The organism is Shewanella vesiculosa (assembly GCF_009994065.1).
Taxonomy (GTDB): Bacteria; Pseudomonadota; Gammaproteobacteria; order Enterobacterales; family Shewanellaceae; genus Shewanella; species Shewanella vesiculosa.
In genome coordinates this window covers 207583-219372 of record NZ_JAACSD010000003.1, presented here as the reverse complement: position 1 = coordinate 219372, position 11790 = coordinate 207583, and the positions used below count along the sequence as shown (strand labels likewise).

At 41.1% G+C, this 11790-nt stretch carries 12 protein-coding genes; 3 read left to right on the top strand and 9 right to left on the bottom strand.

Translation table 11 applies throughout. The features are described 5' to 3' along the window. Positions 1–27 precede the first annotated feature (27 nt). From can to GW828_RS00935, 9 genes are all read right to left on the bottom strand, one after another. Positions 28–654 carry a carbonate dehydratase gene (can, locus tag GW828_RS00975; RefSeq protein ID WP_124015924.1) on the bottom strand — a complete coding sequence of 209 codons (627 nt, stop codon included), beginning with the start codon at positions 652–654 and terminating at the stop codon, positions 28–30. Between the two features lie 110 nt (positions 655–764). Then, on the bottom strand, positions 765–1613 hold the full coding sequence (locus GW828_RS00970) for an alpha/beta fold hydrolase (protein WP_182722790.1): 849 nt from the start codon (positions 1611–1613) through the stop codon (positions 765–767). Positions 1614–1648: 35 nt separating this feature from the next. Further along, the gene (locus tag GW828_RS00965) at positions 1649–2359 is read right to left on the bottom strand and encodes a M15 family metallopeptidase (protein WP_273057181.1); all 711 of its coding nucleotides are present in this window, start codon (positions 2357–2359) and stop codon (positions 1649–1651) included. Then, positions 2350–3483 carry a succinyl-diaminopimelate desuccinylase gene (gene dapE, locus GW828_RS00960; RefSeq protein ID WP_124015926.1) on the bottom strand — a complete coding sequence of 378 codons (1134 nt, stop codon included), beginning with the start codon at positions 3481–3483 and terminating at the stop codon, positions 2350–2352. Before dapE ends, GW828_RS00965 begins: the two co-directional genes overlap by 10 nt. After that, positions 3483–3824 carry an ArsC family reductase gene (locus GW828_RS00955; protein WP_182722791.1) on the bottom strand — a complete coding sequence of 114 codons (342 nt, stop codon included), beginning with the start codon at positions 3822–3824 and terminating at the stop codon, positions 3483–3485. Before GW828_RS00955 ends, dapE begins: the two co-directional genes overlap by 1 nt. 262 nt (positions 3825–4086) lie before the next feature. Further along, entirely contained in the window at positions 4087–4596 is a 510-nt protein-coding gene (gene crr, locus GW828_RS00950) for a PTS glucose transporter subunit IIA (RefSeq protein WP_124015928.1), read from the bottom strand. An 81-nt stretch (positions 4597–4677) separates the two neighbouring features. Then, positions 4678–6399 (bottom strand): phosphoenolpyruvate--protein phosphotransferase, encoded by a 1722-nt coding sequence (ptsP, locus tag GW828_RS00945; protein ID WP_273057185.1) that lies wholly within the window; start codon positions 6397–6399, stop codon positions 4678–4680. 13 nt (positions 6400–6412) lie between these two features. Next, positions 6413–6670: an HPr family phosphocarrier protein gene (locus GW828_RS00940; protein ID WP_273057186.1), complete on the bottom strand. Its 258-nt coding sequence runs from the start codon at positions 6668–6670 to the stop codon at positions 6413–6415. 277 nt (positions 6671–6947) lie between these two features. Further along, positions 6948–8564, bottom strand: a complete 1617-nt coding sequence (locus GW828_RS00935; protein ID WP_273057188.1) for a methyl-accepting chemotaxis protein — start codon at positions 8562–8564, stop codon at positions 6948–6950. Positions 8565–8839: 275 nt separating this feature from the next. Here GW828_RS00935 and GW828_RS00930 point away from each other — a divergent pair, with 275 nt between their 5' ends. The 3 genes from GW828_RS00930 to GW828_RS00920 all read left to right on the top strand — a co-directional run bounded on the left by GW828_RS00930 (position 8840) and on the right by GW828_RS00920 (position 11707). Then, positions 8840–9547 (top strand): DUF3334 family protein, encoded by a 708-nt coding sequence (locus GW828_RS00930; protein WP_124015932.1) that lies wholly within the window; start codon positions 8840–8842, stop codon positions 9545–9547. A 92-nt stretch (positions 9548–9639) separates the two neighbouring features. After that, a complete protein-coding gene (locus tag GW828_RS00925) occupies positions 9640–10677 on the top strand; it encodes a LacI family DNA-binding transcriptional regulator (protein ID WP_182722795.1) in 1038 nt (345 codons plus the stop codon). A 97-nt stretch (positions 10678–10774) separates the two neighbouring features. After that, positions 10775–11707 carry a DUF808 domain-containing protein gene (locus GW828_RS00920; protein WP_124015934.1) on the top strand — a complete coding sequence of 311 codons (933 nt, stop codon included), beginning with the start codon at positions 10775–10777 and terminating at the stop codon, positions 11705–11707. The last annotated feature ends 83 nt before the right edge of the window (positions 11708–11790 follow it).

The window sequence follows — 11790 nt, the reverse complement described above, 5'->3', positions numbered from 1 at the left end:
AACAGCAGATGAAGATAGATTAAACAGTTATGCTAGATTTTGCCCATTAACACGGCCATTTGTACGGTCAATGGTCACGTCTAAATCAGTAAGCAATCCGTTATCAATCCCATAAATCCAACCGTGTATTGCGACTTCTTGACCACGATCCCAGGCTTCTTGAACGATATTAGTCGATACCACATTTGACACTTGTTCGATGACATTAAGCTCACACAGACGATCAAAACGTTGTTGCTCAGTCATTGATTCAAGGTCGTCTTGATGAATACGGTATATGTCGCGTAAATGACCAAGCCAATTGTCAATTAAACCTAATCGTTCTTTATTCATTGCAGCCCTAACACCACCGCAGCCGTAATGACCAACAACCATTATGTGCTTTACTTTCAGCACATCAACAGCATATTGCAATACAGATAAGCAATTTAAATCAGTGTGAATAACCATGTTAGCAATGTTACGGTGAACAAATACTTCACCGGGCAGGAGGTCGATAATTTGGTTTGATGGCACACGGCTATCTGAGCATCCAATCCACAAGTACTCTGGGTTTTGTTGCTTTGCCAGTTGAGCAAAAAAGGTAGGATCTTCTCTACTGATCCGTTCTGCCCAACGGCGATTATTATCAAATAATGGTTTAAGAAGTTTCATTGATGCTCGAATTAGGTCGTTTTTAAACCTGTAAGTCATTACAGGCTATATGTCATTTTGTTACGAGTATATCAGCAATGCCTATCGATCTGGTCTATCCATTGATGTGATTAATTAAAATTAACTTTACTCAAAAAATCAATAAGATGCTGATTGAAAATGGCTGGCTTTTCGATGTTAGCAAAATGACCCGCTTGTTCAATGTGCAATAATTGACTGCCATCGATAGAATCATGCATTAAATAACTTTCCAATGCGGTACGCAAATAGCCACTTAAGCCAACTGCGATTAATGTGGGTAAAGTCAGTAACTCAACATATTCTAAGGTATCGCGTTTAAAGATAGCCATGTTAGCCATGTTAAGTAATACCGCAAGTTGTGCGCTTGAATAAGTGGTTAGTTGTGTATTGAATTGCGCCACTACAGTACTAAGGTTAGCATCTTGTTGACTCAATTGCTGGATCTCTTTACTGAAAAATAACCCGCTAATAGTTTGTGCAAGTTCAGCTGAGATCGTTTGTTCATTGGCAATTTTTGCCATGAGTCCTTGGTATTTGATGCAGTTAACTTGTGGCTCGAATCCGACAAAACTGTTCAACATCACTAACCCATGGATACGAGCAGGTGCTTGTAAAATAACTTCTGCAGCAATCGCGCCGCCACTACCATGACCTATGATGGCGGCCGATCCAATATCAAGCATATCCATTAAGGTTAATACCTGCTGGGCCACATCTTGTAGGTTTTGGGTATTGTCAGGGACTGTGGTTGTTTGACCATGGCCCCAAAAGTCGATGGCGATACAACGATATTGTGACGATAGTTTATCAATTTGTCCTTGCCACATGGCACTGGAGGCGAGTAAACCATGGCAAAAAATAACCACAGGCCCATGGCCTTGATCCACGTAATACAGAGGTTGATTATCAATCATTTTATGGGGCATTAAAGTGGACATAACAGACTCATATAAAGGGGCTGTGCGCGCAGACATTACGTCGGAGAAGGCGCAACAAAGAAAACATAATGATCAACTAACTCAGATAGTCGTTCAAGTAGCGGTAATTTTAATGATATTTCTGCAGCAGACAATACTTTTGCTAATTCCAGTGCGCTAAATTCAACTAATAATTCATTTGCCACAGGATAATAACTCATGTGCCAAGGTTCAGGACTGACACCGCTTAAATTGGCTTGATATGGAAAGTAAAATCCAAATTCGCCTGCGTGTAACTTGAGCCAGCGATGCAGCGGGGCGCAAGGGCCGTCGTTTGTGTATTCTGCGGTGACTAATTGTAATGATTGTTGGCTAATACCATTGGCATCATATACATCGAGGTCAGTGCCCCAGTGGTGTCGTGACGCCCCTGGTAATGCAGACCATATCAAAATAGTATCAATCAGTTGTTGTGGTGAAAGACTATTGAATACCACAGGGGTTGAGGTGTTATCTAGCAACGGCCTTTGACCATTGGCTTTGGCATTCCAAATGTTCAATTGACGATCAAACGGCCGATATGCCGAGCATATCTGGACATCAAATCCAGCTATTGATGCCGCGACCTGCAGCTGTTTAAATGCAGTTGCAGTTCGCTGCTCCAGTAAATACTGCCCAATAGAGACCAAATGATGATCGCCTAAACCGTATAGCTTAGCGTGTTCGCTAGGGATATCGATTAAAGGCGATTGGGGCTTTATTTGCACAAGAGTTTTTCCAAAATACGCTCATAGCAATTGGCTAATATCTCTAAGTCAGCCACGTTGACACACTCGTTTACTTTATGAATAGTGGCGTTTACTGGGCCTAGCTCCAACACTTGGGCGCCAGTTGGTGCAATAAAGCGTCCATCTGAAGTACCACCAGAGGTTTGTGGATCGGTTTCATAACCAGTCACTTCTCGAATGGCTTCGCGTGTGGCGTCAAGCAATGGGCCATCTCCGGTTAGAAACGGTAAGCCATTAAAAATCCAATTGATATCATAATCTAAGCCATGGGCATCAAGAATACTCACCACTCGTTGGATCAACTCTTCTGCAGTGACTTCTGTGGAGTAACGAAAGTTAAACATGACTTGTAAATCGCCTGGGATCACATTTGACGCACCCGTACCCCCATTAATGTTAGCAATCTGAAAACTGGTTGGGGGGAAAAATTCATTACCACTGTCCCAATGCATTTGCGCCAGTTCTGTTAGTGCAGGAACCGCCTTATGAATTGGGTTGTCAGCAAGGTGAGGGTAAGCGACATGACCTTGAATACCATTAACGGTTAAATTACCGGTTAAGCTTCCACGGCGGCCATTTTTAACCACATCACCTAATTTATGGGTAGAAGAGGGTTCGCCAACTAACGCCCAAGTCATTTTTTCATTACGAGCTTCAAGGGTATCAATCACGCGGGTGGTACCATTGATAAACGGACCTTCTTCGTCACTGGTAATTAAATACGCGATAGAACCATGATGGTCGGGATGCTTAGCAATAAAGCGTTCAGTTGCGACAATCATTGCAGCTAACGAGCCTTTCATGTCTGCCGCGCCGCGGCCATGTAAATAGTTATCTATGATGGTCGGCTCAAATGGCGGTGTATGCCAGCGGTTCAGGTCGCCAGTGGGGACGACATCGGTATGGCCGGCAAAGCAAAATACAGGATCGCTGTTTCCTCGTCTTGCCCACATGTTAGTGGTGTCTTCAAAGACCATAGGTTCAATATTAAAACCAATGGCAGCAAGACGCTTGGCCATCAGGGTTTGGCAACCTTCATCCAGTGGTGTTACCGAGGGACGTGAAATCAGATCTTTTGCTAATTCAACTACATCGTTATTCATTATGCAAACCACGCTTGGTATTCTGCGACGTTAAAGCCAATCAGTATTTTATCATCATTAACTAACACAGGGCGCTTTACCAACGTTGGATATTGCACCATTAAGGCGATGGCTTTGTCTTGGCAAATATCCGTTTTTTCAGCGTCAGTTAACCCACGAAAACTGGTGCTGCGCTTATTAAATAGCTTTTCCCAACCCGCAATATTAGCCCACTGTGCAACGGTTGTTTCACTCAAGCCATCTTCACGAAAATCGTGAAACGTGTAATCAATCTTTTCGGCTTCAAGCCATTTGCGCGCCTTACGAACTGTATCGCAATTTTTTATGCCATATAAAGTCAAAAGAATACTCCATTAATGTCTATTGGGTTGTGACGTTAAGCTTTAGCTCTCAAAATGAGCTTTGAAGACAGCCTAGTGCAAACTGGATATTAGCAACATTGTGGCATTGTGGGGCGGCTTGAACAAGCCGAAGAAGCTGTTTTGAAAAGATTTCATAATATGCAACCTACGATCGCTTAAGGTGAAGGTTGCATATTATTGTGGCGCGATAATTTACGACAACTATTGAACAGGTTGTTAAATAGAACGAGCCAATTTGATGTTACATTTGTACGGTAAAAATAATATCTTTACCAGCAACTACACTACCTTGGGCTTTATCGAGTTGTTTAACATCTTCCATATTAGCCAGTACCACTGGGGTCAGCAGGCTGTCGACCTTGCCACGTAAATAGGCTAAATCAAAAGATAAGATTGCTTCACCGGCTTTAACTTGCTGGCCTTCTTCGGCCAAACGCTTAAAACCATTGCCCCTGAGCTCAACGGTGCCAACACCAAAATGGACAAACAATTCAAGCCCTTGTGGTGATTCAATACTAAACGCATGATTAGTCTCAAAAATTTTCCCAATAGTGCCATCAATTGGGGCAACAATAAATTCGCCCTTAGGGTCGATAGCAATACCATCGCCGACAATTTTTTCAGCAAATACCACGTCAGGTACTTTTTCGATTGCGACAATATCACCCGATACAGGTGCATAAATGGCAATACCACCCGTTAGCGGTGGTTGGCCTGAAATCAGTCGTCGAATGCGGCTTAAAAATCCCATAAGAACTAGCCCCTTTTATTAATATTTTTATGCGGTTAATTGTAAACGGCTATACTCACTTTACCAACATTATTTGTGTGATTAAACGCAATCTTGTGCAAAAGCGTTAATGGCTTTACGAATATCAGTAATGCGAGTTAACTGTGTGATGTGTTGTGCATGGTGAACAAAATGACTGTAATTACCCTCGATTAATGCCACTTTTACGTCTAATAAATTGGCCGGATTGATACTCAATTCATCAAGACCGAGTCCGACTAATAAAGGTAAGACTTGTGGGTCGCTGCCAAGTTCACCACATAAAGATACCTTAACCTGAGCCTGTTTACAGTGACTTACTGTCATAGAAATCAGCTGGATCACAGCAGGCGATAATGGAGGGTATTGTTTGGCTAAATTTGGATTGGTGCGATCGGCCGCTAAGGTATATTGAGTTAAATCATTTGTACCAATACTGACAAAATCAAGCATTGGCAACATGCTGGGTAAATTAAATACAGCAGCAGGAGTTTCAACCACAATACCATAGCTCAGTGTTCCGAAGCCTTTTTCTTGCTGATTTAATTCTTGTTTAGCACGTTCAATTAATAAGAACGCGGCGTCAAGTTCTTCGACTTGACTGACCATGGGGAACATTAATCGAACTTGGCCATGATTTGCAGCCCTCAGTATCGCTTTTATTTGAGTTATGAAGGTTGCTGGGTGCGCCAAACTATAGCGAATACCCCGAATGCCAAGGGCAGGGTTATCTTCATTGGTTTGCGGCAAACAAGGAATTTCTTTATCGGCGCCAATATCAAAGGTTCGAATGGTCAGTACTTCACCTTGTAAGCTGTGAAGGGCATCACTATAAAGCTTATATTGTTGTTGCTCATCTGGCAGTGCTTTGGCATTCATTAATAAAAATTCGGTGCGAAACAAACCAATACCTTGAGCCCCTACATCGGTGATGTGAGATATTTCGCTTAAGTTACCCACATTTGCAAGTAAAGTGATTTGATGGCCATCACGAGTTTGACTGGGTCTATCTTTGTAAATCATCAAGGCTTGGCGACGGACTACTTCTTGTTGTTGTTTTTGTTTTAATTGCTCAAAAACTTCCGTTGAAGGTGCAACATGTAACTCGCCTGACATGCCATCTAAAACCAGTTGTGCTCCATCTTCAATGACATCTTTGGTTTGCGAAAATTGGTAATTAAGCAATGCAGGAATACCTGCTGCACGCGCTAAAATTGCGGTATGGCTGGTTAGCCCGCCTGATTCGAGGATCAGTCCGGTAATGTGGGTTAATGGTAATATCGCAAATTCAGCAGGGGTTAAATCATCAGCCAGTAATATGGTGTCTTCGGTGAGAGCGGATAAGTCCCACTGTAAATGTCCATGTAACGCACTGGTGAGGCGCTTGGCTAAACAAATAATATCAATGCTACGATTTGCTAAATATGGGTCGTCTAATGCTGACATTTCTACAGCATGTTGATTAAATATACGATCAACCGCCACCGCAGCACATACTCTAAATTGGTGAATATGTTGATGCAGTTGTTGCTGCAGCTCCTCGTCTTCAAGCAGGATAATATCACTATCAATCAGTTGAAAATGATCACACTCAGGACACAGATGATGTTGGCAGTGTTGCAAATGAGCAATAAGCTGATGAATAGCTTGCGTTAATTTTTGCTGCTGATCGTCAATTTGTTCAATAGAAAGCAGTTTAAAATCAAGTGGCGGCAGTTGATTGGTGATAGTCAGTGCTTTACCAAAAGCGATACCAGCAGAAACAACGATTCCATTGATTGACATTAAGTTGTCCTAATTAGCTAAGCGTAACGAGCAGTGAGGCAATTTTATTAACCGCCGCTTGTTCATGCTCACCAGAAGCAAATACCGTGACAGATACACCTTGGTATAGGCCTAATGTTTGTAACTTAAACAAACTTTTGGCACTGGCTTGTTTGCCATTGCACTCTACCATAACGTCACAAGCAAATGTTTTAGCTTCTTTGACTAACAAAGCCGCAGGACGTGTATGAATACCATGAGGAGCAACAATGGTGACCGTTTTTTGATACATAGATAAAATACTCAGTAACGAATGACAACTAAATACTCATTTAACTAAACCATTCAAATAGACTGACTAAAAATACGATTTAGCTTAGGCCATATTTGAGTTGAAGTGTTTAGGCATTTAATCTGATGGCCATAATATACCCTAAAGTGATCAGCGCTAAAAGTGATGCTAGGCGCAAAGTCTTTAGCTGTTTCGATATTACACCATTAAGTTGGACAATTAGATGTGCTCTGAGGCTGCCAGTGATTTACTCGACTGGCTGCAAGAGTGAAAGGGACTAGATTTTGAACTGACCTAAGGTTTGGCTCATGTCGACACTAATAGTCTGTAATGATTGCGCTGCGTGGCTGTGGGTTTCATTTGCCATTAATGACTGTTCGGTGAGTTCTGAGATAGTACTGACGTTGACATTAATGTCTTCGGTGACTAATGCTTGCTCTTCTGTAGCACTGGCCAGTTGTGCTGTCATGCTGCTGATATTATCAATTAACGCTAAAATTTCGCTAATGGCATCACTAGACTGCATCGCTTTTGATTGTAACTGGGCAGACTGCTGTTGTGTGCTGGTAATACTCTGAATAACCGATTGAATACCAGTCTGAATTTCACTAATAATGTGATTAATTTCATTTGTTGAGGATTGCGTTCTATTTGCGAGCGCTCGCACTTCGTCTGCTACTACAGCAAAACCTCGACCATGTTCACCTGCTCGTGCCGCTTCAATGGCAGCATTAAGTGCCAGCAGATTAGTTTGATCGGCAATACTGCCAATCACATCAAGAATACTGCCAATTTCAGCAGATGATTGGCTCAAGGTTAACGATACCGTTTCTGCTTGATGTAATTCATTAACCAAACTTTCTGTTTGTGCAACGGTTTGCTGCATTAATTGTTGGTTTTGTTTGGCTTGATGCTTCACATTTGTTGCACCGTCAGCCGCATCCTGAGTGTTACGAGCCATTTCTTGGCTAGTGGATAACATCTGATTAATTGCCGCAGCAACACTTTGGGTTTCACTGTGCACTTGGTTAGCACTTTGATTGGACATGTTAACCGTGTCTAACAAATGCACCGCTTCATTATTTAAGGTATTTCCAAGCGGTTGTAGCGTTGCAACCATATTGGCAATTTTAATCACAAATTGATTAAACCCATGTGCTAATTTGGCCACTTCATCATTACCTTCAGTTGACAAGCGCTGGGTCAAGTCACCTTCACCTTTAGCAATTTGCTCCATGGCATCAATTGTCACGTTCAGTGGCTGGGTAATAGAGTGATTAAGTAATAAAAAGAACCCAAAAATAGGCACCGAAATAATCATCATAATAATGAAATAATCAATGATAATTCCCGTCATGCTGTTATTAACACTGTTGACGTTAACTTGAGTGATAATGATCCAATTCATTGCCGGATAATACTTTGCTGCGGCTAATACGGTTTGAGATTGATTTTGTTGGTTAATTATCTCAAATTGTGCCTGAGCAGTTTGCTGTTGTTTAGCTGTGCTAATAAGTTGCTGGTAAGATCTTGCACCGTCAATGGCCCCTAAGTTACTGATTGGCTTATTGATTGAGTCAGGGTTTAGTGGGTTAACAATAATATTATTTTGATTATCGATAATGATAAAAGCTTGATCTTCAGATACCTTAATGTCGCTGGCAAACTGAGTGATTGCTTGGACACTGGTATTAGGATCTGCGAGCTTGAATGCATCAAGTGTGCTATTTAACAAGGTCACTTGGCCAGTAACCTGCTTAAATTGCTCCTCGATTAAATGATTGTATTGTTCCTTTATTGAAAAAGAGCCAAAAACGACTGTGCCGACAGCGGCCAAAGCTAGCATTATAAATAAGCGCTTTAAAATGGTTAAGCGTCGCAATAATCCAATCATTGTCTATCCTAGTATCATATATCCATTTAATGTGGCGAAATTATAGTGATTTTATCAAAAAACTTAAGCCTAAATTATTATTTTTGTGAGCAAACAGTGGAATTTAGTTATTGATAAAAATAATGTTTGTTTTTATAAAAATGTATTGATTATCAATTAATTAGTTGGCTTATAAGTTTGATCGATTAATTAACATGCTAATTGATTGTTTTAATTTTGATTTTTTTTCTATTTACCCGCAAGATTAGGGTAATTAACGAAAAGGTATTAATACGATGAATTTATCTTCTACAGTAAAGAATGACGATATTTTACTAAAGCTTTGTCATTCTGTTTCTCATGTTCTTTCTAGTACAAGTGCTAGCCATATTAGCCATGCTGGGATGGTTCAAAGTATTTCTCGTACGCGCTTGAAACCTGATTTGGCATGTTTTTCTATTTTCGATGGCGGCTTTTCAGGTTTAGTTGTGATCAACTTTTCTGCCACCGCGGCGATTGAAATTTATCGTCGTTATATGCTCAACATGGGCATGCCAGAAACTGAATTAGCCTTTTCACATACTTCTGATGATGTCAGTAATGTGATGGGCGAATTAATGAACCAAATTTTGGGCGACTTTATTGGCAAAATTTCAAAAGAATTACAAACGTCAATTAGCCAGAGCCAGCCAAAAATGTTGGTTATTAATAAAGAGTTGACGATTTCAATTGATACTAACCTTGATAACGCTGTCGCAAGACGAGTGACTTTTAAAACCGAAAATAATCATATTTTTTATCTTGAATTTGCTATGGATAAAACAGAATTCATTCGTTCTGCAGATTTTGAAATGGACGAAGAGTTTGATCTTGATTCATTAATTGAAACTCACGGACAAAAACAGCAAGCTCAATCAGAAGCCTCAAAATATGTACTTGATCCTAATGTAAAAGGCATTGTTGTTGATGATGCTGATGATTTACTCAGTGAGCTTGGATTATAAGCACACAGAGTTAATGCAAAAGGCCAGTTAATTCATTTAGCTTGGCTTTTGTTTAGTAATGCGTATCACTTATAAAAGGCTAACCATCAAAAATGGCATCTAAAGCGACTTCTATTGATATAGCTTACCGCGCAGGCGTGTCGCAATCGACCGTATCACGTGCGTTGAGAAACAGTCCATTGGTTAATCTAGAAACGCGTCAGCGTATCCAAGCTATTGCCAAAGAGCTTAATTATAAAGTTGATAAAAATGCCAGCAATTTACGGACACAAAACAGTCATACATTAGCTTTACTGATCTGTGAAGATCCTACTAATGACGACTCAATGATTAACCCTTTTTTTCTATCGATGCTAGGCTCCATTACGCGTGCTACTGCACGACAAGGCTATGATTTACTGGTCTCATTTCAGCAGCTTTCAAGTGATTGGCATGCAGATTACGAGGATAGTAACAAAGCCGATGGCATCATTTTATTAGGCTATGGCGATTATATGGACTACGCCCACAAGCTGGATAAATTGATAGAGAAAGAAACCCATTTCGTTATTTGGGGGGCAGAGCATAACAACAAATCTGTGTTGTCGATTGGCTGTGATAACCATCAGGGCGGGGTCATTGCCACTGAGCATTTACTCGGATTAGGCCGTAAACACATCGCATTTTTAGGTGATTCGTCCAGTCGCAGCCCTGAGTTTCGCGATCGATATTTAGGTCACGTTGATGCCTTAAAAGCGGCTGGAATTTCAATTGATAAACAGCTCCAGCATGATGCGATTAATACAGAAGGTTCTGGTTATGATGCCACCAACCAGTTATTAGACAGCGGTATAGTATTTGATGCTATTTTTACTGCCAGCGATCTTATTGCTATAGGTGCTATTCGGGCGCTGAAAAAGCGCGGAGTTTCCGTTCCAGAGCAAGTTGCTGTAGTCGGATATGACGATATCCCAGTGGCGAGCTTTGCTAATCCGGCGTTGACCACGATTAAGCAAGATACTCAGTTTGCGGGTGAAATTCTTGTTGAAAGTGTATTGAAATTAATCCGGGGTCAAGAGGTCAGTCAGCGGTTAATCAAAACAAATTTAGTGGTGCGTAGTTCTTGCGGTGCCAATGTAGAAGACAACTAGTTTACCTATTACCCAGTAGTTATAAATGTAATCGAATGGGGTTTTAGATGATTGCTATTGATGTTAATTTTTTGCTGTTAGAAGGATAAGTCGATTTATGGCAGGAGCCAGTCTATTAACCCTATTAGATGATATTGCCACCATTTTGGATGATGTGGCGGCAATGAGTAAAGTTGCTGCACGTAAAACCGCGGGGGTTCTAGGGGATGATTTAGCGTTAAATGCGCAGCAAGTATCAGGTGTTGCCTCTGAGCGAGAACTGCCTGTGGTGTTCGCTGTGGCTATGGGCTCTTTGCGTAACAAAGTCATTTTAGTGCCTTTAGCAATGCTGATCAGTGCCTTTATTCCTTGGGCCATTACGCCGTTATTGATGTGTGGCGGTTTATTTTTATGCTACGAAGGCTTTGAAAAGGTTTACCATTCAATGACCCATAAGCAGACTCATTTGGTCGATGACGATACTGTCGTCGCGAAAGCACAAGCAGACATCGATGATTTAGGCGCCTATGAAAAACAAAAAATTAAAGGTGCCATTCGTACCGATTTTGTTTTATCTGCTGAAATTATCGCAATTAGCTTAGGCGTCGCGGCTCATATGGACTTAATGGCGCAATTTTTAACCTTATCGGTTATTGCTATTGTGATGACATTTGGGGTGTACGGCTTAGTGGCTGGTATTGTCAAAATAGACGATCTCGGTTTATATCTTGCTAGGCGTAAGCCAAGTGGAGTGGGGCATAAATTGGGATTAACTCTCGTGTCTGCTGCCCCTTATTTAATGAAAACTCTCACTTTTGTCGGCACTATTGCCATGTTTATGGTCGGTGGCGGTATCTTAACCCATGGTATTCATTTGGTATTTGAATGGATTGAGCATGCACAAGCAGTGGTGACTCAAATCAATGTTGTGGGTGGCTTTCTAGGATTGCTTACACCCAGTATACTCAATGCATTATTTGGCGTGGTTGCTGGTGGCGTTGTACTATTAGCCATCAAAGGTGTGAGTAAGTTAATGCCCGCTAAAAGCTAGTTTAATAGTGATAAAGCCGGCTGCAAATACTAAAAGAGCATAGTCAATGACTATGCTCTTTTTTGATCTGTGATACTAACCTC

What these genes read in the sequence shown, in the direction of transcription:
- GW828_RS00935 (WP_273057188.1), bottom strand. Translation starts at nt 8,564, where the DNA reads ATGATTGGATTATTGCGACGCTTAACCATTTTAAAGCGCTTATTTATA.
- can (WP_124015924.1), bottom strand. Translation starts at nt 654, where the DNA reads ATGAAACTTCTTAAACCATTATTTGATAATAATCGCCGTTGGGCAGAA.
- GW828_RS00925 (WP_182722795.1), top strand. Translation starts at nt 9,640, where the DNA reads ATGGCATCTAAAGCGACTTCTATTGATATAGCTTACCGCGCAGGCGTG.
- ptsP (WP_273057185.1), bottom strand. Translation starts at nt 6,399, where the DNA reads ATGTCAATCAATGGAATCGTTGTTTCTGCTGGTATCGCTTTTGGTAAA.
- GW828_RS00970 (WP_182722790.1), bottom strand. Translation starts at nt 1,613, where the DNA reads ATGTCCACTTTAATGCCCCATAAAATGATTGATAATCAACCTCTGTAT.
- GW828_RS00920 (WP_124015934.1), top strand. Translation starts at nt 10,775, where the DNA reads ATGGCAGGAGCCAGTCTATTAACCCTATTAGATGATATTGCCACCATT.
- GW828_RS00930 (WP_124015932.1), top strand. Translation starts at nt 8,840, where the DNA reads ATGAATTTATCTTCTACAGTAAAGAATGACGATATTTTACTAAAGCTT.
- dapE (WP_124015926.1), bottom strand. Translation starts at nt 3,483, where the DNA reads ATGAATAACGATGTAGTTGAATTAGCAAAAGATCTGATTTCACGTCCC.
- crr (WP_124015928.1), bottom strand. Translation starts at nt 4,596, where the DNA reads ATGGGATTTTTAAGCCGCATTCGACGACTGATTTCAGGCCAACCACCG.
- GW828_RS00940 (WP_273057186.1), bottom strand. Translation starts at nt 6,670, where the DNA reads ATGTATCAAAAAACGGTCACCATTGTTGCTCCTCATGGTATTCATACA.